Here is a 22,389-nt window from a genome sequence, read left to right on the forward strand (position 1 = left end):
GGCGAAACTAGCGGGAAAGCCCAATGTTAACCGCCCCGGCCTGGCGGTGCTTGCGCCGAATGGCAAAATCCACAATACCGCGCAGGTAGCCCCAGCCATAGGCCAGATGGGCGGTGAGAAAACCGCGAAACAGCCAGGGCACCAAGGATAACCCCCTTTCCCTGGCTAGCTTGAGGGAATAGCGCAGGTTCAAGGCACTGTGGGCCACTACCATGGCCCCCCAGAGATACCAAAGCGGTGCCCAGACCAGTCCGGCCAGGGGCAGACCGAGCAAGGCCATCACAAACAGGGGCGGAGCGAACTGCCGAAGCGTCGCCGGTTTGCCAACCACCAGGCCCACCAGGGGCTTGAAATAGCCGTACTGGTAGAGCATGGTGGCCATTTTCCCCATACGCTCTCTAGCGTAGTAGTCGATGCGAATGCCGGGAATCAGATAGATTTTTCCCCCATGCCGCTTGAGGCGGGCATTCAACTCATCGTCCTGATTGCGGGTAAAGCGCTCGTCGTAAAGGCCAATGCGTTCGAAAACTTCCCGCCGGTAACAGCCGAAAGGCACCGTGTCCACTTCCATGGGGGCATCAATACCCAGCCGGTAGTGGGCATTGCCAATGCCAAAGGGATGAGAAAGGACGGCGGCTACGGCCTGGGCCTCCCGGGTATGGGCCCCGGGATGGGTGATCCATACCCCCCCCACGTTATCCGCCTGTAATTTCTCCAGCCACTCCACCAATAGGGGGATGTAGTGCCGATCATAGTGGGCATGGGCATCCATGCGGATAATGACCTCCCCTTTCGCGGCCCGAATGCCGATATTCATGGCGTAGGGCACGGTGCGGTGGGGGTTATCCAACAGGCGGATGAGGGGGGTGGCTTCGCTTGCCTTGCTTACCCGGGACCGGGTATCGTCCTCGCTTTGCCCATCTACCACCAGAATTTCCAGTTTTTCCCGGGGATAGTCGTTATCCAGAATGGAACCTAGACATGCTTCAATAAACCGGGACTCATTCCGGGCGGGGATGATGACGGACACAAAGGGTAGAGGCATGCGGGGGAGAGGTAATCAGCGGTAGATTGACGCCATATTCTACTATTTACAAGGCTCTCGAGGGGGCGCTGATCTGATTTGAACTGTATGAATACATCAAATAAAAATCTTGATATAGAAGTTTTGCGGGGGTTCGCAATTCTGTTTGTTCTGTTCCACCATAGGGTTTGGTTGCTGCCCGGTGGGAAATGGGCGTACCTAGATAACTACATTACATTTTGGGGCGGCGTTGATTTATTCCTGGTTATTTCTGGTTTTGTGATTGGTAGAGGGCTACTAAAGAATTGGCAAAGAGCAGAAACGCCGATTGTATTTATGTGCCAAATGGGAGCCTTTTGGATTCGGCGAGCATGGCGAATATGGCCTATTGCCAGCCTGTGGATGCTTATTCCATTAATTGGCAGCATCCTTTTTGGGCAAGAGCTGTGGGGAAAGGTTGCTCCAAATATTACGACGGTGGCATCAATTTTGACGGGGACGCAAAATGTTCATGCATATCTGGGGGAGAATGGCTTCGTTGACAGGGGATCGCTAGCTTACGTGCCCTACTGGAGCCTATCTCTGGAGGAACAATTCTATTTGCTATTCCCGGTAATACTTTTTGCTCTGATGGGGGGGCGAAAGCGTTTGCTGGCTCCAATTCTGATTCTTTTGATCGCCTTGCAATTATTTGCTCCTCGGGCGGTATGGTCCTTGGCCTGGGCCTTGCGGAGCGATGCGCTGTTGTTTGGGGTGTTAATTGCCTATAGTTTGCATAACCAGAATATTAGGAAAATATGGGAGCCGACATTCTTGGATAACTCCCCCCTGCGTTGGGTGATTCTTCCTGCCATATTAATTTTGATTGCAATATATTCTGCGGGTAAGGTTGTGCCTTTTTCGACGGGCGCGGTGGCCCTGTTATCGGCAATTTTGGTTTGGATTGCGTCTTATAATAAATCTTACCTATTTCCTTTGGGTGTATTGAAAAAGGTGTTGGTCTATGTGGGGGGGCGTTCCTATTCAATTTACTTGGTGCATATGAATGTTTTTTTTGCTACGCGGGAACTCTGGTCACATCTGCTTCCCCCGGGGGTTGAGGCTGATGGCCGCTATACGCTACGATTTTTGGTAACTGCGATACCCTTGGTTTTTGTTTTGTCCGAAATAAGCTATCGGTTTGTAGAAACGCCCCTTCGAGAAAAGGGCAGAAAAATAGCCGAAAGTTACCTGTCTAGGCATCTTCCGGCTCTTGTGGCGGATAAGTGACGAATCAGTTTTTATATATTGATGAGTTTTTTTGGTACGTGGTAAAAATGAAAAACTGGAACAGCGCTGCAAATAAAGGAACTAGCTCGTTATAAATTCGCAACTCTACGAAGTTTCCAGTCCACAATAAAATTCCCAACGCGGGAATGGTGGCGATACATAGCCATTTTAAGGAAGAGGGAAGCGCACGAAACACGAAGGGCAGCCAAAAAATCGCGCCGCAGCCAATAAGCAGGGCCTGAACACGGTAGTTGGCGTCGTGTTTTAGAGAAATAAGATTATATAAAAAACGCGCCTGCCCTTCGTAGCTGACAGAGGCATTATCGTTAACTCCGGAGCCTAACCAGTGGTTAATTAATAAACGGCAAACGATAAAAGTTGCAACTATGCCAGCCATAATGGCAACCCGCTTATTTAATAGGGCTTGCTTGCGATAAAAATAGTTGTAGGCGAATGCATGTAATAGAGCAATTACCAAGGTTTCCCGACTCAGAAAACCAATCAATATGATAAGAGGGGCGTAGAGCGGAATACGCTTCTCTTCCGTCAATGTGTTAAATGCGTAAAAATAAAACAAAATTGAAGGAAGGTCGTACAGGTAATACACGTTTAGGGAACGGGGAAGACAATAGTGGGAAAGTAGTACCAGAAATAGCACCAAGCAGGTAATTTCACGATGCCCTACGACTGCATGGGTCGAGGGTAGAATTTTTTTGACGAATTTTTCCTGCTGTATAAAAATCGCCATCACGAGAGGGACGGCGAACAGAAAATGAAAGTTTTTTGCGTCAAGTTGCTGTAACGAAAAAACTCCTCGTAAAAGCAAAGGTAGGATAAATCTAAATTTGAACGGGGGGTCGGCATCGAACGTTGCCAGAGCAGAAACTGTGGCGGCGGTGTTGATGCCGGCTACTTTTATGTATATGGCGGTGAATAAAATAGAGAATAAAACGATTAACCGATTCGGCAGATTCGCAGAAATGGCGGTTTTTAACTCTATGAAACTAATTCGCGTCATGGGTCAGTTGCTTTAATGTGAGAATAATATCGCTTGCCGAAATACTACGCATACACCGATTTTCGTAGGGACAGGAATAAAAATTGGGGGTTTCGTAGCAGGGCATGCAATCTAAATGGTCTCGGCTGCGCAGCACAAATCCCCTGGAAGTCCAAGGCTTAGTGCTATTGACGTCCGTAGGCCCAGCCAAGGTGATTACCGGCAAATCAACGGCTGTTGCTAGGTGACCATAACCACTATCCCCTGCAATGAGGGCATTGCCCCGGGCAAGTACGGCTAATATTTCTCCAACCCCTTCTATTTTTAAGTTGCGGGCACTTGGGGTTTCTGGAAATAGGGGGATCAAATTCACCTCGTCTGGACCAAATACTCTAATAATTTTCCAGGCGCCACTCCAATGGCTTACCCCTTCCTCTACAGATTTAAGCACTAACGGATCAGGGCGTTTAGTGGCGCTTTGTTGGGCGCTGGAGCCGGGATGGATAATCAATAGGGGGCTATTCCCCAGCCATGCTGTTAACCCATCGCTATCCGGGAAAGAAGGCAAGTAACCCCGAGGAATGCGGGGAATAGGCCAGGATTCGGGAGAGATGTTTTCTTGGATTCCCACCAATCCGAGGTTGCGTTGAACCCGGTGGCCCGGCCGGGGCACATGACATTTCACCCCCAGCATGGCTAGGATGGGATTTATTCCCTCCCAATGCACGTCTGGAATGCCTGCCAGTAGGGAGAGCAAAAGAGGGTAGAGTGGGCTGATCCCCACCCCTAAATAGGCGGATTTATATTTATAGCGCCTTAAGTTGAGAAAGAATTTGAAAATATAGCCAGGAGATTTCCGTTTGTGGTCAAAGGTAATGACGGTGGATTGGGGGCGCAGCAGGGATAAAAATTCTGCTGCCCCAGCATTCCCGCAAAAAAAATCAATGGTCGCCCCGTCAGGGTAAAGACGCGGAATGGCAGTATCCATTGCCGAGGCCATGACCATGTCTCCCATTCCCCATGGCTGAACGATCAAACACCGAGTCATTTTTGCTGAACATCCCTATTGGCTATGGCCTTGGTAACCAAGGGCATCAACTCCCTAGCGATCAGAATATTCGAATAGTCGGAAATGTGGTCACCATAGCTATATAGAAATTTCCCGTTAACGGCTGTTGGGCAGGAGTGGGTCTGTTCCGAACAGAGCAGATGGGTGGGGTCGTAGACAGTGGTCCGGGGTAATGCCTTCTTTATGGAAGCAATGAGCTGCAAATAAACGCTTTGCACTTGCTGATTTTCCTCAATCGGCGTTTGACACCATATTTCTTCCTGCTTCAAATTATGCCTGTCCAACGCGGTTATTCCGGTACGTCTATAAGCGCGAAAGCATAATTTGGGGTCATATTTTGGTGTTGGGTTATCAATGACAAAAATAACGGCTTTTCCGGAACGTTGAAGTCGGGAAATGGTTTCTGTTAATGCTTTCGTGGCGTCATCTAAATGCTTATTTTCATATTCAAGCGTTGGCCCATCCTGGAAGTGATATGTACTGGTTTTGAATATGGATCGTAAGGCGAATACCAAGACTACAGCATTAATATCTTTCCGTTCTTCAAGGAACGGTAGGATGCCGTTCCCCTGCTGTTGGTACTCCTGGTAAAAACTACCGGAAGCCACCGGCGGCGTACTGGAATAACCAATCAATCCCCAGTGCCCATTGACGGTGGGGAGCCGGATTAGCCCCCAAAATAGAGCGTCAGCTTTGCTGTCCCCCCAGAGGTACAGATTGGGCTTCCCTGCTTTATCAGAATTACAAAAACTCATGTCCCCACTTAGCCCGCACTGGTTAGAAGCCAGATATGCTGCATTCCCCAGCTTCATGGAGTCGGAAATGCTCTGATTGCGTTTTACGACCTGGCGGGAGGGATAGCCGCCGTGTAAAGCGATCGCATAACCCGCGTAGCCAATGACAAAAAGAAAAAGGCTTAAGCCAGCCGCTTTTATAAAAGAATGGCGATTATTCCGGATGTGCCGCTCGACAAACCGATAAGTTGCCCAGGATAGAAAAATGCTCAACAGAACTATTAATATGCGTAGGTTTCTATCCTGTGGAACGGAGTGAGGGGCGTAGAGTGAGGTGTAAAAAGATAAAAGGGGCCAATGCCATAGATAGAGGGGGTAGCTGATTAAGCCAAACCATACCAGGATACGGTTGGACAGCAATCTATTTACCAGAGAACGCTCACCGGCTGCAATAATGAGAACGCCGGCAGCTACAGGGTACAACGCGTAGGCGCCGGGGAACGGCGTAAAGCTATTTAGGTGACTGGCAGCATAAATATATAACCCCGCCCCCAAAAAACCTGTACCACTTTGAATTAGGTTAAAGTTGGGGGCGCCCACCGGGTTGCGTGCAAATATTAGCCGGTTGAGGCCAGTGTTGGCGGAAGAAATAAATTTGAAGAATGTTTTTTTTCTGTTGGTGTGAATGTAAGCTAGACAACCGCCGGAGGCTAATTCCCAAAAGCGAGATAGGGGGGAATAAAAATCAAGATTTGTATTGATTTTTATGGTGTGGATCGAGAATAAAAAAGAGGCCAAAATGGCCAGTATCATGAACGTAAGGGTGTTAAGGCGGGTGCGCCAGAGTACCCAAAGCAATATGGGCCAAACCACATAGTATTGTTCTTCTACCCCCAGACTCCATAAGTGCATAAGGGGGAGAAATTCGGAATTAACATGAAAATAACCATCGGTTCCGAGGAGGTGGATATTGGAAAAGAAACTGGCACCCGCAAAAATATTTCCGCCTAAATCAGAAAACTCGGTGGCTGTAAAGGTGATCCATCCCAGCGCTATAGAAAAAGTCAGCACTAAGGCTAGGGCGGGAAATATCCGCAGTATCCGCTTTTTGTAAAATTCGAGAATGCTGAATTTGCTGTGCTTGATACTACGAAGAATAATGGTGCTGATTAAATAGCCGGAGATTACGAAAAAAATGTCGACGCCAATAAACCCGCCCGGAATGACGTTTGGTAGGGCGTGGAATATGACTACGGAGAGGACGGCGATGGCACGGAGCCCATCAATGTCCCTACGGTAAGCCGGGTGAAAAATGTGACCGGAAGAAGGCGGTGGTTTTTTTGGCATTGCCGCTTCTTAAAGAACCAGAGTACTTTCAATGAGCAGGCATAGGACATGCCCAATAAAAATATGCATTTCCTGTATACGCGCCGTGGTACGGGATGGGGCGATTAGGGGGATGTCCACGAGGCCCCTCAGGGCGCCTCCATCTTTTCCCAACAAGCCCACGGTTTGAATACCTTTTGCCTTGGCTGCTTCTACTGCCTTGATCACGTTCTCAGAGTTTCCAGAGGTGGATATACCGATGAGCACATCCCCCGGGCAGCCCAAGCCTTCCACCTGCCGGGAGAAGACCTGATCGAAGGCATAGTCGTTGGCAATACAGGTAAGGGCCGAGGTATCCGTGGTCAGGGCCAAGCCAGCCAAGGGGCGGCGGTCATTAATAAAACGGCCCGTCAATTCGGCGGCTATGTGCTGGGCGTCGGCTGCCGATCCACCGTTACCGCAAAGCATTATTTTTTTGCCTTCGGCCAGGGCTTTTGCGCAGAGGTCCCCCACGGCGTTGATTGGGGTCTGTAGGTCACCTAGGGCGGCAAAGGCTTGTTGATGTTCTTCCAGGGCGGCAGCAAATAGCTGCGGTTGTTCCGGTACGGCCATGTTCAGCGCCTATTCAAAAATTGCACATATTCGCCCACGCCCTGGGCGACAGTATGGAAGGGGGCGTCGTAGCCGGCGGCCCGTAGTTTGGTCAGGTCGGCCTGGGTGAAGCTCTGGTATTTGCCCTTCAAGGCTTCCGGGAAGGGGATGTATTCCACCAGGCCCTGTTCCCGCAATTGCTCCAGGCCCAGGGCCGGCTTGCCTTCCAGGGCGCGACAGCTATTCACCGTGGCTTCCGCCACATCGTTAAAACTCTGGGCCCGGCCCGTACCCAGGTTGAAGATGCCGGACTTTTCCGGGTGGTCCAGGAAAAAGAGATTGACCTTGGCCACATCTCCCACATAGACGAAGTCCCGCTGCTGTTCCCCGTTATCGTAGCCGTCACAGCCTTCAAACAGCTTAACCTTGCCTTCGGCCTGGTACTGGTTGAAGTGGTGGAAGGCCACGGAGGCCATGCGCCCCTTGTGGCTTTCCCGGGGGCCGTATACGTTGAAATAGCGGAAACCGGCGATCTGGGAAGAGGCTTCGGGCAGACGCTTGCGCACGATCTGGTCGAAGAGGAACTTGGAGTAGCCGTACACATTCAAGGGCGCTTCGTATTGCCGCTCTTCCTTGAACACGTTGCTGCCCCCGTAGGTAGCGGCACTGGAGGCGTAGAGAAACTGGACCTCCTGATCCTGGCACCAGTCCAGAAGGGCCAGGGAGTAGCGGTAATTGTTCTCCATCATGTAACGGCCATCCGTTTCCATGGTGTCGGAGCAGGCCCCTTCGTGGAGAATGGCGTCCACGTCCCCATCGAACTGGCCGCTCATGAGCCGTTCCAGGAAGTCGTTCTTGTCCAGGTAGTCCGCAATGTGACAATCCACCAGGTTCTTGAACTTGTCCGCCTTGGTCAGATTGTCCACCGCAATAATGTCGGTGATGCCCCGCTCATTGAGGGCTTTGACCAGATTGGAGCCAATGAAGCCGGCCGCGCCGGTGACGATAATAGACATAAAATATTTAAATCAAGAAAAGAGCTTTTTAAGGGCTTGATAAAACAATGCCAAACTGGATGATTTTTGTTGTTCTAAATATTTAATACGTTGCCGAGCATCAATGAGTTGAAAATGCAAGGACTGAAAGAGAATGCGAGAACTATTCCCTTCTTCCTGAATGTCAGAATTCTGTGCAGCCCGTTGAATTATTTCCTCTACTGCACTAAGCATGGAGTTGCGAAATTGAATCTTCAGCTCAGCAGGGGAGACTAGCGGTGCGCGAACTTTCTTACTCTTTATATTGAGAGAGATGGCGATTCGCGCGCCATCAATAATGGGCTGCCATCCATTGGATGCGTCAGATACATCAGAATTCCAATGCTCAAATTCTGAAAAACCCAGCAGGTTCAGCAAATCAGTCATCATTCCTAGCGTGTAGGAGAACTGATGAGCTTCAAATTTATTAAAAATGCGCCCAACGCCAAAGAGTAAGCCCATAGAGTGCCAGGAAGATTTTTTGGAGCTAATCAACTCGGCAAGAAGCCCAGCGTCGGGAATGGCAATTTGTAAAACGCCCTCAGGTTTGAGAATCCGCTGGAATTCACAAAGGGCAACGAAACTATCAGGCCATGCCAAATGCTCTAGAACATGGGAAGCAATAATTTCGTCAACTGATTCATCCTGAATGTTGTCCAGGTGGGTGATGTCCCCCACAATATCGGGATTCCACTGCGGGTCAATATCTACAGATAGAAAGCCTTCCGGCTTGTAATCGCGACTGCCGACGTAAAGTTTCATTGTTGTTTCCTATTTTTAATAGAAAGGATTTTTGAGATTTGTTCAAATACAAATTTTGGTTCAATCTCTTGCATGCACTGCGGTGTTTTTGCTTTCCTGGGGCATTGGTTCATCCAGTTGTCATCTAGCCACCAGCAGGAATGGCAGGATTCACTCTGAATGTTAATGTTGCCAGGAAGTCCATAATAATTAGCGGAGGTCGGGCCGAACATTACCACTGACTGGGTGCCCATAATCCAAGCGGCCCTTACCATACCAGAGTCACCGTCAATATGAAGCATACTATTCTTTAGCACGGCGAAAGCTTCTGCAATGGTTGTCTGTCCAGCAAGATTTAGAGAAACGCCCGAAATAGGATGAGAGTCCTTCGTGCCTAGTTGTACGATTAATATGTCGGGAAAGAATTGTGATATATACCGAACTAACGTTTGCCAATTTTCTGGACTCCACTGTTTGGTTGATTGGCTTGTGTGGGTCCCAAAGCAACTATCGTGACCATCGTGGATGGTGATATACCGCTTTCCTGTCAGAGAAAACCGATCTCTTATAAGTATGGATTGCTCTTTATCTGTCAGAAACAACTGCGGTGAGCTTATTTCAAATTTTGCCCCCTGGGGATGAGCAAAAGCCAGGGGTAGGGACAGACGATTAAGCGCCTTCTTCTCCGCCTGGACGGCAAGAGAGTTATCCAAATAAGGGTGGTGGCGAATTTCGAAATCAAATTTTTTGATCTCTGCTTTGTTGTGCCGAATTGCTTTTTGCAATTCTGGGTTATCTCGAATAATAAGAGAGTGGGGCAGCGTTATTTCATAAGACAGATAATCTGTCAAATCTATAACCAGCTCGTAATTGTTCTTTAAAGACGAGAACCTAGCCTCATTGAATGTCTTATTTATCCATGGGGCCGTATTAAACGCGGCCGCGCAAATGGCGGTATTTTTATAAAAAACATCTATTTTTGTGTCGTTAAGATTTAATCGCCGTATTAGGTTATCAATAACAAATCTGGCGTTGACAACGTCGCCAACGCCACCGGATAGCCGTATTGCTACAGTAGAAGTTGCCTGAGGGGTGGCACTTGTGCTGATTATTTTGAATAAAGCGAAAAATGGAACGATTACCCCTAGAAAACGGCTTATTAGGCTATTACATGCCATGCGGGCTAGGCATATTAGAACGGGTTGCCCTGTTTGCTTGTGCTGGCGACGGATTAGATATAGTCGCTTTTTTAGGAAAGACCCCTTGTCGAATATGTCGTAAGAGATCATGCGCTTGCGCTGCATATTCACCACGTCTGGATTGAAGGGGCTTTTCATTTTTGATTGATCGTCTCAAGTATGCAGGGGGGGTGAAATTCTATTTTTTCTTAAGGCTACTGTATCGATTTAAGGTATTTGCTAATACCTTCGAAAATTATTCGTGGGGGAATGCTTTCTAGACATTTTGGTGAAGAGAAGCCCCTCGGGCATTTAGTAACCCAGTCGGTGGTGTACCACCAACAATTGCCGCAAAATTCGGGGCGGATGTTGATGTTTTCTGGGTAAGAAAAAAAGCCGTAGGAAGTTGGGCCAAACGCCACGCAACTTGTTTTTTCAAAACACGAAGCAATATGTACTAAACCGCCTTCGTTGTCTATATGAAGTAAGGCGTTACTAATTATGTGGGCGCTTTCGTTTAGGGTGGTTTTGTCCAGAAGAGAGTAATCAACGCCAGCAATCGGGGTGCTGCTTTCACTAACGCCTAGTTGGACAATTTTTATGTCTGGATGGTTGGCCTTTAACAGATGTACCACCTGCTCATAATAAGGATATGTTTTTGTGGAAGAGGCGGTGGGTGTGGCTAGGGTTTTATCGAAGCCATTATGGATGGTGATGTAGGGGAAATTCGATTCCGTAAAATAATTAGAAGGAGTCGAAGGTATTTCATGCCGGTGCCCCCCATAGGGAAGGCCAAGAAAGTAGTGTGGGGAGTTGTAGCGCTTGATGCCATGGATGAGTAATTTTTCCGCTTCGTGGCTATCAAGAAATGGGAAATTGTCAATTTCTAGCTTGAAATCAGCGTAGTGCTTTTCTGAAATCCTGTAGAGATTCTTCCACTGTTCGGGTGCAGTTGTTGGGTTGCGCAAGTACACGCGGGCAAATTGGCTGATATCAACCGTTATATCGTAGGCGAGGGCGGTGCTTTTGATTTGTCGTTCATCGAATATTCCGGTGACGAGCGGGTTTTCGCCAAAAATCCATTTGCCGCAAAAAACCCTGCCACAATATAAGTCGAATTTTTGTGGCCCAATAAGAGCGAATAAGTCCCGTATGCAGCGGCTGGCAATGATATGGTCACCAATGCCGCCGCGTACGATGATGGCGATATTGGACTGCTTCTTTCTGAAAAAAAGAGAATGGGGATTACGGATCAGGAAGAAGATCTGACGCAGTGCTTTGTGCACCGAAAAAACGAAAGTGCCGTCCTTTGCGGTGTTTAGGCCTATTTTGTTGTAAGCAAAACGTAATAGATATTTTAGTTTTTTGAAATCCATGTGGCGGTTGGTTATGTCGATTTATGGGGTAGGGTAAACCTTGCCGTGTTTTATGGTAAATACTTTTTTGCAAAGGGATTTTATAAGAGACATATCATGCGAAGCAAATACAAAAATGTCTGCATCATTGATTAGCTTCTGCATCCGCTCCTTGGCTTTGGCCTGAAATGAGGCATCTCCGGTGCCAAACATTTCATCCACCAGCAGGATGGAAGGCTTGATCGAGGTGGCGACGGCAAACATGAGGCGCATGGTCATCCCGGAGGAATAGGTCCGCACGGGCAGGTTGAGAAAATCCCCCAGCTCGGTGAATTCTTCCACGTCGGCGGTGATGGATTGGGCCTGACGCAGGCTCATACCCATCAACATCCCCATGCGGATGATGTTTTCGTAGCCGGTCAATTCCGGGTCCATGCCGGCCCCAATTTCAAAGACGGTTGCCACACTGCCTTTGCGGATAACTTGGCCGGAATTGGGCTCGTAAATACCGGCCATGGTGCGCAGCAGGGTGCTTTTCCCTGCGCCGTTGTGACCGATGAGACCGACGGAATCGCCGTTCCTCAAGGAGAAGCTAACCTCTTCCAGGGCAGTGACGGTGACGATGTGGCTGGCTTCCCCGGCAATTTTTCCGCCCGTACCGATGCGTACCAATTGGTTACGCAGGGACATGGCCTTGCTGTTGTAGATCGGGTAGCGAACCGTGACGTTATCAAATGTGAGTTCGGACATAGGGATTCTCCGGACCTTATACCCAATAGGGAATGCGGTTACGCCGGGATTGGAACAAATAGAAGGTCAAGGACCATCCCAGGAGGGCCAGGACGGCGGAAACGCCGTAATTGAGCAGGCTGGGCATTACCCCCATCAAGGGGTCACGGACGATGCCGATCAAATGGGCCAGAGGGTTGAGCCACATGATGTATTGGCGCATCCCCAGGTTTTCCGGGCGGTACAGCACGGGGGTGACGAAGAACACCATGGGCATGAAAGCTTGTACCAGGGGTTCAATGTCCCGGAAGCGGGCTCCCAGCATGCCGATCAGCAGGATGACCCAGAGCATGTTGAGGATCAGCAGGGCGAGCCCCGGGATGGCCATCAGCATGGTGGGGCTGAGCTGGGGGGGAAACACGAGAAACACCACCAGAATCACAATTGCGTTGTGCAGCAGGGTGATCAGGTGACGCATCAGAAGCTGTAACGGGTGGAAGAAGTAGGGAAGGCGCAGGTTACGGATAACACCGCTCTGCCGGACGAAAAGAATGGGGCTTTCCGTGATGCAGCCACTCATGAATTGCCAGATGATCAGACCCACCGTGAGCGGCGGAACAAAGGTTTTCATGTCCGTCTTGAGCAGAATGCTCCAGACCACGCCCAAACCGGCGACGCCGATGGCGGTGCCCAGGGTCAGCCACAGGGGGCCCAGGACACTGCGCTTGTAACGGGCCTTGGTTTCGCTCCAGGCGAAATAAAAAACCGTGGATAGTTGCTTGCAACTGGTGACAATGTCTTCTAGTGCAGGACTCATATCGGAGAAGGTAGATGAAAGGGAGAACGGCTCCTAAGGGGGCCGGCGGATTTGCTATAGGGCGAAGCCTTGGGGGTTGTTCTGTTGCCAGCGCCAGGCGTCCCGGCACATCTGCTCCAGTCCCAGCTCCGCCTGCCAGCCCAGCAGGCTTTTAGCCAGGGTGGGATCGGCGTAGTAGATGGCGACGTCACCGGGACGCCGGGGAGTAATGCGGTAAGGGATAGGGCGACCGGTGGCTTTTTCAAAGGCGCGGATGATTTCCAGGACCGAGTGGCCCTCACCTGTGCCCAGATTTACTGTGAGAAGCTGTCCCTTTTGTTCCGGGCTCCGGGGTCGTAGGGCTTGTAAGGCGGCGGAATGGCCCTTCGCCAAATCCACCACATGGATATAGTCCCGCACTCCCGTGCCGTCCGGAGTGGGGTAGTCGTTGCCGAAAACGGAAAGCTCCGGGCGCAGGCCAATGGCTACCTGGCTGATGTAGGGCATCAGGTTATTGGGAATGCCGTTGGGGTTTTCGCCGATCAGGCCGCTTTCATGGGCCCCCACGGGGTTGAAATAGCGGAGCAGAGCCAGGTTCCAGCTTGGGTCGGACCGGTGTAAATCCCGCAGGATGTCTTCAATGATGAGCTTGCTGCGGCCGTAGGGGCTGGTAGCAAAAAGGGGGGCATCTTCCCGCACGGGGACTTCCCGGGGATCGCCGTACACTGTGGCGGAGGAACTGAAGACCAAGGTTTTGACCCCTGCTTCCCCCATGGCTTCCAGTAAGCGCAGGGTGCCCACCACATTGTTGTCGTAGTAAGCCAGGGGCTTGGCAACCGATTCCCCCACGGCTTTCAGCCCGGCGAAATGGATTACCGCGTCGATGGATTGCTGGGCAAAGACCTGGGCCAGGGCCCCTTTATCCCGCACATCTCCCTGAATGAAGGTGGGGGCTTTGCCGGTGATCTGGGCAATGCGTTCCATGGCCACCGGGCTGGCGTTGCACAGGTTGTCGAAGGCCACCACCTCATGCCCGGCCTGGAGCAACTCCACGCAGGTATGGGAACCGATATAGCCGGCACCGCCGGTGATGAGAATGCGCATGGCGTTCTTTTCCGGCAATCAGAGCCGCCAGAAGGTGCCGCCTTGGTGGCGGATGGCGGCCTGGGCAGGGGCATCCAGGCAGGCTTTAACGTCGGTGAACACGCCTTGGGGGGCCAGCTTGCTTAGCAGTTCGGCCATGGGCCGTTCCTGGTAGGGGCGGTGGGCTACGGCCAGGACCACGGCGGCGGCGGGGTCCAGTTGTTCCCAGGGGGTCAGGCTGATCCCGTATTCCCGCTGGGCTTCACTGCTGTCGGCCAGGGGGTCATGGACCTTAACCCGGATGCCGTAGCTTTCCAGTTCCCGGATGATGTCCGGCACCCGGGAATTGCGCAGGTCCGGGCAGTTTTCCTTGAAGGTGAGGCCGAGCACGTTCACCGTGCTGCCTTTGACGTTATGGCCGGCCTGGATCATCAGTTTCACCGTCTTTTCCGCGATGAACTTGCCCATGCCGTCATTGATGCGGCGCCCGGCCAGGATCACCTGGGGGTTATAGCCCAGCATGTCCGCCTTGTGGGTCAGATAGTAGGGGTCCACGCCAATGCAGTGGCCCCCCACCAGACCGGGCCGGAATTTGAGGAAATTCCACTTGGTGCCGGCGGCTTCCAGGACCTCCGTGGTGTCGATGCCCAGACGGTCGAAAATCAGGGAAAGCTCGTTCATCAGGGCGATGTTCAAGTCCCGCTGGGTGTTTTCAATGACCTTGGCGGCTTCCGCCACCTTGATGCTGGAGGCCTTGTGCACCCCGGCGGTGACCACGGCGCCATAGAGGGCGGCCACCGCTTCCAGGGTGGCGGGGCTATCTCCGGACACCACTTTGACGATGCGGGTCAGGGTGTGTTCCTTGTCCCCCGGGTTGATCCGTTCCGGGGAATAGCCCACGAAAAAGTCCTGGCCCCAGCGCTTGCCCGAATGCTGTTCCAGCACCGGAATGCAGATTTCTTCCGTGGCTCCCGGGTAAACCGTGGATTCATACACCACCACGGCGCCGGTTTTGAGGGTTTGACCTACTACGGTGGAGGCGCCCACCAGGGGGGAGAAGTCCGGCTGATGGGCTTCATCCACCGGAGTGGGCACGGCCACCACGATGAAATCCGCCTCCGCCAGCCGGGCCGGGTCATTGGTGCATTCCAGGCGATTGGCGGCGGCCAGGTCTTCCCGGGAAACTTCCCCGGTGGGGTCGTACCCTTCCCGATAGGCCTTCACCTTGGCCTGGGAGAGGTCGAACCCCACGGTGCGGAATTGCCGCCCGAAAGCCACCGCCAGGGGCAGCCCCACGTAGCCGAGGCCGACGACGCCGACAACGGAATCCGGGGTGAGCACAGGAACGTTTGCCATTTTCAAACCTTGTAGTAATCCCGATACCAGGCCACGAAACGGGCCACCCCTTCGCTCACCGGCGTGGCCGGGCGGAAGCCGGTGGCAGCCTGGAGTTCGGAGGTGTCCGCATTGGTGGCGGGCACATCCCCGTCTTGCAGGGGCAGGAAATTCTTTTCCGCCACTTTACCCAGATTGGCTTCCAGGGTGCTGACGTAGGTCATTAATTCCACCGGCTGATGGTTGCCGATGTTGAACACCCGGTAGGGCACATTGCTGCGGGCCGGGTCCGGATTCAGGGGATCAAAGTTGGGATCGGGTTGGGCCGGTTGGTCCAGCACCCGCAGCACCCCTTCCACGATATCGTCGATGTAGGTGAAATCCCGCTGCATCTTGCCGTGGTTGAAGACGTCGATGGGGCGGCCTTCCAGAATGGCTTTAGTGAACAGGAACAGGGCCATGTCCGGGCGACCCCAGGGGCCGTAGACGGTGAAAAAGCGCAGCCCGGTGGTGGGCAGGCCGAAGAGATGGCTATAGGTGTGGGCCATCAGTTCGTTGGCCTTTTTGGTGGCCGCATAGAGGCTCACCGGATGGTCCACGCTGTCGTGTTCGGAGAAGGGCAGCTTTTTGTTGCCCCCGTAAACGCTGGAGCTGCTGGCATAGACCAGGTGTTCCACCTGATTGTGGCGGCAACCTTCCAGGATATTGACGAAGCCGGTCAGATTGGACTGGACGTAGGCCTGGGGATTGACCAGGGAATAGCGCACCCCGGCCTGGGCCGCCAGGTGGATGACCCGCTGGGGCTTTTCCTTGGCGAAGAGTTCCGCCATGCCCGGGGTGTCGCCCACGTCCAGGCGCACAAAGTGGAAATCGGGGTTGGGGGTGAGGCGGGCGAGTCGGGCTTCCTTCAGGGTGACGTCGTAGTAGTCGTTGAGGTTATCCACCCCAACCACTTGGTCTCCCCGGGCGAGGAGGCGTTGGGCCACGTGCATGCCGATGAAGCCGGCGGCTCCGGTGAGCAGAATTTTCATTTGCCGGAAGGCCTTGTTTTCTGGGAATCCAACATTTTCGCATACTTGCAGAAGCTGTTGTAACAGCCGATGCAGGTATGCACCAAGCCGGGCATTCCATCCAGGAAGCCCTGGCGCAAAAAATAGAATTTAACGAAGCGGATCAGGGGGGACAGCACCAGCCGGGCCGGGGTGACGGTTTTGCCCCGGGCCAGGGCCGCCTGGGCGGCCAGGGAGGTGTAGCGGTTCTGCTTGTCCAGGTAGCGTTCCAGGGACTCCGCCGAGTCATGGAGCAGGTCCCCGGAAAGCCGTTCCACCGGCCCGTCCGCCAGCACATGTTCATGGACCGGGTCTTCGGACCAACGGCCATGGTCCCGGTGGAAGAGCCGCAGATTCCAGTCCGGATAGCCTTCCCCGTGGCGCAGATAGCGGCCGAGAAAGCGGTTACAGCGGGGCACCTCGTAGGCGTAGGGCCCGTCCCCTCCGGCGGCCCGGGTCAGGGCCTGCTCCAGGCTGGCGGCCAGGGCCGGGCTGACCACCTCGTCCGCGTCTATGCAGAAGACCCAGGGATGGCGGGCCTGGCTCACCGCAAACTGCTTCTGGGGGCCGAAGCCCAGCCAGTCCTGATGGAGAACCCGGGCCCCGTGGCGGGCGGCGATGGCCCGGGTGTCGTCCGTGCTGCCCGAATCCACCACCAGGATTTCCTCGGCAAAGCCCAGGCTGGCCAGACAGGCGTCCAGGCTGCGGGCGCCGTTCAGGGTGATGAGGACGGCGGATAGGGGCGGCCGGGGGGCGCAGGGGGCGGCGGAGGAGGGGGCGGGCATGGACAGGTATAATGGAAACAGTCCCCTATTCTAAATCTTCCCGGGCCGGGCCCAAACCGGCCAGACCCAGTCGCCCCTGGCGGCGACCGTCCCCATGCCCGGGAGCTGTACCTTTTCTGACGGACCTCATGCTGAAAATCCTCCTGGTGAAAATGTCCTCCATGGGCGATCTGGTCCATAACTGCCCGGTGGTTACCGACATCCTGGCCCACTTCCCCGACGCCCAGGTGGATTGGGTGGCGGAGGAGGCCTATGTGCCCATTCCCCGCCTCCACCCCGGGGTGCGCCGGATCATTCCCATTGCTTGGCGGCGCTGGCGCAAACATCTCCTGACGGGGGCCACCTGGGGGGAAATGGGCCGCTTCCGGCGGGAGCTTCAGGCGGAAAGCTACGACTACATCCTGGATACCCAGGGCCTGCTGAAAAGCGTGGCCGTGGCCCGGCTGGCCCGGGGCGGGGTGGTGGTGGGGGGGGATCGGCACAGCATCAAGGAGGGGGCGGCCGCCCGCTTCTACGATCAGCGCCTGCCCATCGCCTGGTCCCGCCATGTGGTGGATCGCTGCCGGGCCGTGGCGGCGGGGGCCCTGGGCTATGCCCTGGATCAGGCGCCCCGCTACGGCATCCACGCCCAGCCCCTGGAGGTGGACTGGCTGCCTACGGGCCCCTACGGGGTGCTGATGCACGCCGCCAGCCGGCCGCCCAAGCTCTGGTCGGAAGACAACTGGCTGGCCGTGGGGCGGCGTCTGGCGGAAGACGGTATCGTTGCCCTGCTGCCCTGGGGCAGCACTGAGGAACGGGCCCGTAGCGAGCGCCTAGCGGCCCAGTTGCCCGGGGCCGTGGTGCCCCCCCTCATGGATTTGGGTACGGCAGCCCGTTTCCTTGCTGGCAGCCGCCTGGTGGTGGGTCTGGACACGGGCTTCACCCATTTCGGCGCCGCCCTGGGGCGGCCCACCGTGGGTATTTTCTGCGATTCGGATGGGGAACAGGCGGCGGTGTTCGGTGACGGCTTTTGCGCCAGCTACGGCAAAAAAGGCCTGCCTCCGGATCTGGGTACCATTCTGGGGGCGGTGGATCGGGCCCTGGCCGCGCCCCAGGGGCCGGGCCCCCGGGGCCCCGCTGAGGCGGCGTCTGCCCCGATCCAGAACGGCGGCGCCTGACCATGCCCTTTGCCCGGCTGGCCCGTTGGGCCTACTCCCTGCTCCTATATCTGGCGGCGCCCCTGGTGGTCCTACGCCTGCTGCTCCGGGCTCGGCGCCAGCCCGAATACCGGGCCCATTGGGGGGAACGCCTGGGGTTTTACGGGGAACTGCCCCCTTGGTCTGGACACGTGCCGCCCCCCCTGATCTGGCTCCATGCGGTGTCCGTGGGGGAAACCCGGGCGGTCCAGCCCCTGGTGCGGGCCCTGCTGGCGGCCTACCCAGACCATCATCTGCTCCTCACCGGCATGACCCCCACGGGCCGGGCCACGGCCCAGGAAATGTGGGGCGATCAGGGGCATCGGGTGAGCTACGTCTACGCCCCCTATGATTTCCCCGGGGCGGTGGCCCGCTTTTTCCGCCATTTCCGTCCGGTTTTGGGACTCTTCATGGAAACCGAGCTGTGGCCCAACCTGCTGGCGGCGGGACACCGGGCCGGGGTACCCCTGGTGCTGGTGAACGCCCGCCTCTCCGCCCGTTCCGCGGCGGGCTATGCCCGGCTGCCCCTGCTGTTTCGCCCCGCCTTTGGCTTGTTGAGTGCCGTGGCCGCCCAGACCGAGGTGGATGGGGGCCGCCTGGCCGCCCTGGGGGCGGACCCGATCACGGTCTGCGGCAACCTGAAATTCGACGTTACCCCGGCGGAAGACAAGCTGGCCCTGGGCCAGGGCTGGAAGGCCGTCCTGGGGGACCGGCCGGTATGGCTGGCGGCCAGCACCCGGGATGGGGAAGAAGCCCTGGTGCTGGATGCCTTGGAGCACCTAGCCATCCCCGGCCTGCTCCTGGTGCTGGTTCCCCGCCATCCCCAGCGCTTCGACGGGGTGGCGGACCTGGTGCGCCAGCGGGGCTTGAGCCTAGTGCGCCGCAGCGAGGGATTGCCCGGGCCGGAAACCCGGGTGTGGCTGGGGGATAGCCTGGGGGAAATGCCCGCCTATTACACCTGCGCCGACCTGGCCCTGATTGGCGGCAGTCTGCTGCCCTTCGGCGGCCAGAACCTCATCGAGGCGGCGGCCTGCGGCTGCCCGGTGCTGGTGGGGCCCCACACCTTCAATTTCGCCCAGGCGGCGGCGGATGCGGTGGCCTGCGGCGCCGCCCGCCGCCTGCCCGGCCCGGAAGCCCTGGTCCATGAGGTGGGCGGCCTCTTTCGTCAGCCCGAGGAACGCCGGGCCATGGCCCTGTCCGCCCAGGCCTTCGCCGCCGCCCACCGGGGCGCCACCGCCCGAACCCTGGCCCTGATTGCCGACGTATTGGGCCAGGGCCACTGAATCCCGGGCGTTGCTCCCCATTGGGGGAAGTGGGGGTGGGCAGGGGGAAGTGCCAAGGTCGGTGGGCCTGACCCTCCGCCGCTGCGGAGCCGTGGGATGAGGTAACGTATTGCCGCGACCCGCGACCCGCGACCCGCGACCCAGCAGCCCGAGACAGGCCCAAGAGAATAATCCTCACCGGCCAAGGCATACTTCCCTCCTGCGGGCGGCCCTGCTCCTCCCAGCCACCGCTACCCAGTTGCTCCTTGCCCCAAGCACAGTCGTCCAGCCTGCCCGTGACACCGGGAGGCCCTCGTCTCCTCTGCCCCCATTCCCGTCCCTCAAAACAAAACTCCCCGTCCGGGCCAGAGGGCCATGGGGCGGGGAGTGGTGGGGGATTGGGGGACCCGGTGGCGCTAGTGGCTGTCCAGAAGGGCGTTCACCTGCTGGACGTCCTCATCCCCCAGGGTACCCACGGCGGCTTTCAGGCGCAGCTGGGCCATGAGGGTGTCGAAGCGGGCCTTGGCCAGATCCCGGCGGGTGGTATAGACCTGTTGTTCCGCATTGAGGACGTCGATGTTGATGCGTACCCCCACCTCGTAGCCTAGCTTGTTGGAATCCAGGGCGGACTTGGAGGAAACGTTGGCCGCTTCCAGGGCCTTAACCTGGGCCAGACCGTTGGTGACCCCGAGAAAATACTGGCGGGCGCCCAGGGCCGCCTGACGCCGGGCGTTTTCCAGGCCGGAAAGGGAGGCCTGGTAATTGGCCGCCGCTTCCCGCTGCTTGGACACCACATAGCCCCCCTGGTAGAGGGGAATATTCACCTGGACCCCTAAGGTGGTGGTGGTCTGGTCCAGGGAGGGAATGGGCATGACGGTGTAGCCCGGAATGGCGGCGCCGGTGTAGCTGCGGCCCTGGCTGTTCAGGTTGCGGCTGGCCACCAGATCCACCGTGGGGTAATGGCCGGCCCGTTGTTTTTCCACTTCCCGGGAGGCGATGTCGGAACCGATCTGTTGCACCTGAACGCCGATGTTGCCGTTTTCTGCCGCATTCACCCAGTCGTTCATGAGGGCCGGTTTGGGGCCGCTCAGGGCGATGCCGTTGCGCAGCCGGGCCAGGTCCCCCCCTTCCTTGCCGATTATGGCTTGCAGGGTCCGTTCCCGGATTTCCAGATCGTTGCGGGCGGCGATTTCCTGGGCCTGGGCCAGATCGTAGCGGGCCTGGGCTTCGTGGGTGTCGGTGATGGTCACCGTGCCCACTTCAAAGCTTTTCTTGGCCAGGGCCAGTTGCTGGCCGATGGCCGCTTTCTGGGCCAGGACGGCGCGCAGGTTTTCCTGGGCGTAGAGCACGTCGAAATAGGCCTGGGCCGTGCGCAGAATCAGATCCTGCTTGGCTTGCAGAAACTGGGCCTCGGCCTGGGCCACCTGGAGCTTGGCCTGGTCGTACTGCACCTTGCTCTGCCAGCGGAACAGGGGCTGGGTGAGGGACAGGGTGTAGCCGTGGTTGTTATAGCTGTAATCCTTGGTGGCGGACGGATCGTGGATACTCATATCCACGTTGTTGTGCCCGGCCCGGGCCCCCAGGGAGACGTTGGGCAACAGGGCCGAGAGGCCCTGGGCTTCCGCTTCCCGGTGGGCGTCCAGGGTGGCCTTGGCACTGGCGAATTGGGGGTCGTTGTCCTGGGCTTCCCGGTAGATCTGGGCCAGGTTGGCGGCGGCAGCGGCCTGACCCCACAGCAGCAGGGCCAGGGCGAGGGGCGTCAGGCAGACTTTCATAAAGGCCTCAATAGGTGGGGACGGAGGGATCCACTTCGCAGGACCACCCGTGCATGCCCCCGGCCAGATTGATGATGTGGCTGAAACCGGACTGTTCCAGATACTGGGCCACCTGGAAGCTGCGGCCCCCATGGTGACAGATCACCACCGTGACGGCCTCCGGGTCCAGCTCTCCCTTGCGCAGGGGCACCGTGCCCATGGGCATGGAGACCGTGTCCGGCAGGGCGCAGAAAGCCACTTCATTGGGCTCCCGCACGTCCAGCAGGACGGGGCGGGGGCGCTGAGGGTCGGCTAGCCAGTCGGCCAGCTCCCGGGGGGTGATCTGTTTCATGGGGTCCTTAGAACGTGAACCGTTCCTTTTGCTTGGCGCCCGTCAGGGGGGCGGCCACGGTTTCAAAAAGGTTTTCCGTGTCGTACTGGCCTTCGGCGGTGCAGGTCACCAGCTGGGCTTCCATGACCGGGGCGTCGCCTACCACGGCGGCGAGGCGGCCGCCCACTTTGAGTTGGGCCAGGAGTTCTTCGGGCAGGAAGGGCAGGGAGGCGGACACCACGATCACGTCGTAAGGGGCGCCGGCCGCCCAACCCAGGGCGCCATCAGCGGTTTCCACCGCCACATTGGTGGCCCCGGCCTTGTTCAGATTGGCCTTGGCCTGCTTGGCCAGCTCCGGCACCAGTTCCAGGGTGGTCACCTGTTGGGCCCGGGCGCCCAGGAGGGCGGCCATGTAGCCGGAGCCCGTGCCGATTTCCAGCACCTTGTCCGTCTTACGTACCGCCAGTTCTTGCAGAATGCGGGCTTCGAATTTGGGGGACAGCATGGTGGCGCCGTGACCCAGGGGGATTTCCAGATCGGCGAAGGCCAGGTTCTGGTAGGCAGCGGGGACGAACTCTTCCCGCTTGACCACGCAGAGCAGGTCCAGCACGGATTGATCCAGCACGTCCCAGGGCCGGATCTGTTGTTCGATCATGTTGAAGCGGGCTTTTTCCAGGTTCATTTCCATTGTCTCTTGTCCCCGTGGGTGAATATTAGCGCAAGCTAATATTAATGTCTCGACAAAAACCAATTATACCCGAGCCGTTTGCCT

The 22,389-nt window shown here is 56.1% G+C and carries 21 protein-coding genes; 3 read left to right on the forward strand and 18 right to left on the reverse strand.

The genetic code is table 11. The annotated features are described in order from the left end of the window. Nucleotides 1–7: 7 nt before the first annotated feature. Nucleotides 8–1,045 carry a glycosyltransferase family 2 protein gene (locus tag Azoinq_RS08565; protein ID WP_216130009.1) on the reverse strand — a complete coding sequence of 346 codons (1,038 nt, stop codon included), beginning with the start codon at nt 1,043–1,045 and terminating at the stop codon, nt 8–10. An 87-nt stretch (nt 1,046–1,132) separates the two neighbouring features. Between Azoinq_RS08565 and Azoinq_RS08570 the strand changes: the two genes are divergently transcribed. Beyond that, nucleotides 1,133–2,293, forward strand: a complete 1,161-nt coding sequence (locus tag Azoinq_RS08570; protein WP_216130007.1) for an acyltransferase family protein — start codon at nt 1,133–1,135, stop codon at nt 2,291–2,293. Between the two features lie 4 nt (nt 2,294–2,297). On the opposite strand, the gene Azoinq_RS08575 is transcribed toward Azoinq_RS08570, so the two are convergent. From Azoinq_RS08575 to Azoinq_RS08640, 14 genes are read right to left on the reverse strand one after another with little or no spacing between them, the layout of a single operon-like run. Beyond that, nucleotides 2,298–3,311, reverse strand: coding sequence for a hypothetical protein (locus Azoinq_RS08575; protein ID WP_216130005.1), 1,014 nt, complete (start codon nt 3,309–3,311; stop codon nt 2,298–2,300). After that, complete coding sequence (locus Azoinq_RS08580) at nt 3,298–4,278, reverse strand: glycosyltransferase family 9 protein (protein WP_216130002.1); 981 nt, start codon at nt 4,276–4,278, stop codon at nt 3,298–3,300. Before Azoinq_RS08580 ends, Azoinq_RS08575 begins: the two co-directional genes overlap by 14 nt. A gap of 56 nt (nt 4,279–4,334) precedes the next feature. Then, the gene (locus Azoinq_RS08585; RefSeq protein ID WP_216130000.1) at nt 4,335–6,440 is read right to left on the reverse strand and encodes an acyltransferase family protein; all 2,106 of its coding nucleotides are present in this window, start codon (nt 6,438–6,440) and stop codon (nt 4,335–4,337) included. Between the two features lie 9 nt (nt 6,441–6,449). After that, nucleotides 6,450–7,031 (reverse strand): D-sedoheptulose 7-phosphate isomerase, encoded by a 582-nt coding sequence (gmhA, locus tag Azoinq_RS08590; protein ID WP_216129998.1) that lies wholly within the window; start codon nt 7,029–7,031, stop codon nt 6,450–6,452. A 2-nt stretch (nt 7,032–7,033) separates the two neighbouring features. Further along, nucleotides 7,034–8,026, reverse strand: a complete 993-nt coding sequence (rfaD, locus tag Azoinq_RS08595) for an ADP-glyceromanno-heptose 6-epimerase (protein ID WP_216129996.1) — start codon at nt 8,024–8,026, stop codon at nt 7,034–7,036. A gap of 12 nt (nt 8,027–8,038) precedes the next feature. Continuing rightward, a complete protein-coding gene (locus tag Azoinq_RS08600; RefSeq protein ID WP_216129994.1) occupies nt 8,039–8,806 on the reverse strand; it encodes a class I SAM-dependent methyltransferase in 768 nt (255 codons plus the stop codon). Further along, complete coding sequence (locus Azoinq_RS08605) at nt 8,803–10,122, reverse strand: glycosyltransferase family 9 protein (RefSeq protein ID WP_216129992.1); 1,320 nt, start codon at nt 10,120–10,122, stop codon at nt 8,803–8,805. The genes Azoinq_RS08600 and Azoinq_RS08605 overlap by 4 nt, the downstream gene beginning before the upstream one ends. Nucleotides 10,123–10,178: 56 nt before the next feature. Then, nucleotides 10,179–11,339, reverse strand: coding sequence for a glycosyltransferase family 9 protein (locus Azoinq_RS08610; RefSeq protein WP_216129990.1), 1,161 nt, complete (start codon nt 11,337–11,339; stop codon nt 10,179–10,181). Nucleotides 11,340–11,360: 21 nt separating this feature from the next. Next, nucleotides 11,361–12,068, reverse strand: coding sequence for an ABC transporter ATP-binding protein (locus Azoinq_RS08615; RefSeq protein ID WP_216129988.1), 708 nt, complete (start codon nt 12,066–12,068; stop codon nt 11,361–11,363). 16 nt (nt 12,069–12,084) lie between these two features. Further along, nucleotides 12,085–12,864 (reverse strand): ABC transporter permease, encoded by a 780-nt coding sequence (locus Azoinq_RS08620; RefSeq protein WP_216129986.1) that lies wholly within the window; start codon nt 12,862–12,864, stop codon nt 12,085–12,087. Between the two features lie 54 nt (nt 12,865–12,918). Beyond that, nucleotides 12,919–13,947 (reverse strand): UDP-glucose 4-epimerase GalE, encoded by a 1,029-nt coding sequence (gene galE / locus Azoinq_RS08625; protein ID WP_216129984.1) that lies wholly within the window; start codon nt 13,945–13,947, stop codon nt 12,919–12,921. An 18-nt stretch (nt 13,948–13,965) separates the two neighbouring features. Next, nucleotides 13,966–15,282: a nucleotide sugar dehydrogenase gene (locus Azoinq_RS08630; RefSeq protein WP_269751293.1), complete on the reverse strand. Its 1,317-nt coding sequence runs from the start codon at nt 15,280–15,282 to the stop codon at nt 13,966–13,968. 2 nt (nt 15,283–15,284) lie between these two features. Next, nucleotides 15,285–16,292, reverse strand: coding sequence for an NAD-dependent epimerase (locus tag Azoinq_RS08635; RefSeq protein WP_216129983.1), 1,008 nt, complete (start codon nt 16,290–16,292; stop codon nt 15,285–15,287). Next, complete coding sequence (locus Azoinq_RS08640) at nt 16,289–17,095, reverse strand: glycosyltransferase family 2 protein (RefSeq protein ID WP_216129981.1); 807 nt, start codon at nt 17,093–17,095, stop codon at nt 16,289–16,291. The genes Azoinq_RS08635 and Azoinq_RS08640 overlap by 4 nt, the downstream gene beginning before the upstream one ends. 128 nt (nt 17,096–17,223) lie before the next feature. Here Azoinq_RS08640 and waaC point away from each other — a divergent pair, with 128 nt between their 5' ends. Both waaC and waaA read left to right on the forward strand, forming a co-directional pair. Then, nucleotides 17,224–18,252 (forward strand): lipopolysaccharide heptosyltransferase I, encoded by a 1,029-nt coding sequence (waaC, locus tag Azoinq_RS08645; protein WP_216129979.1) that lies wholly within the window; start codon nt 17,224–17,226, stop codon nt 18,250–18,252. Between the two features lie 2 nt (nt 18,253–18,254). After that, on the forward strand, nt 18,255–19,553 hold the full coding sequence (gene waaA / locus Azoinq_RS08650; RefSeq protein ID WP_216129977.1) for a lipid IV(A) 3-deoxy-D-manno-octulosonic acid transferase: 1,299 nt from the start codon (nt 18,255–18,257) through the stop codon (nt 19,551–19,553). 395 nt (nt 19,554–19,948) lie between these two features. Here the strand turns inward: waaA and Azoinq_RS08655 are convergent, their stop codons facing one another. Genes Azoinq_RS08655 through Azoinq_RS08665 form a run of 3 tightly spaced genes read right to left on the reverse strand, consistent with a single transcriptional unit; the run spans nt 19,949 to nt 22,299 of the window. After that, nucleotides 19,949–21,307: a TolC family outer membrane protein gene (locus tag Azoinq_RS08655; protein ID WP_216129975.1), complete on the reverse strand. Its 1,359-nt coding sequence runs from the start codon at nt 21,305–21,307 to the stop codon at nt 19,949–19,951. Between the two features lie 7 nt (nt 21,308–21,314). Beyond that, nucleotides 21,315–21,638 (reverse strand): rhodanese-like domain-containing protein, encoded by a 324-nt coding sequence (locus Azoinq_RS08660; RefSeq protein WP_216129973.1) that lies wholly within the window; start codon nt 21,636–21,638, stop codon nt 21,315–21,317. 7 nt (nt 21,639–21,645) lie between these two features. Then, a complete protein-coding gene (locus tag Azoinq_RS08665; RefSeq protein WP_216129971.1) occupies nt 21,646–22,299 on the reverse strand; it encodes a protein-L-isoaspartate O-methyltransferase family protein in 654 nt (217 codons plus the stop codon). Between the last annotated feature and the right edge of the window lie 90 nt (nt 22,300–22,389).

It is taken from the genome of Azospira inquinata, assembly GCF_018905915.1.
Taxonomy (GTDB): Bacteria; Pseudomonadota; Gammaproteobacteria; order Burkholderiales; family Rhodocyclaceae; genus Azospira; species Azospira inquinata.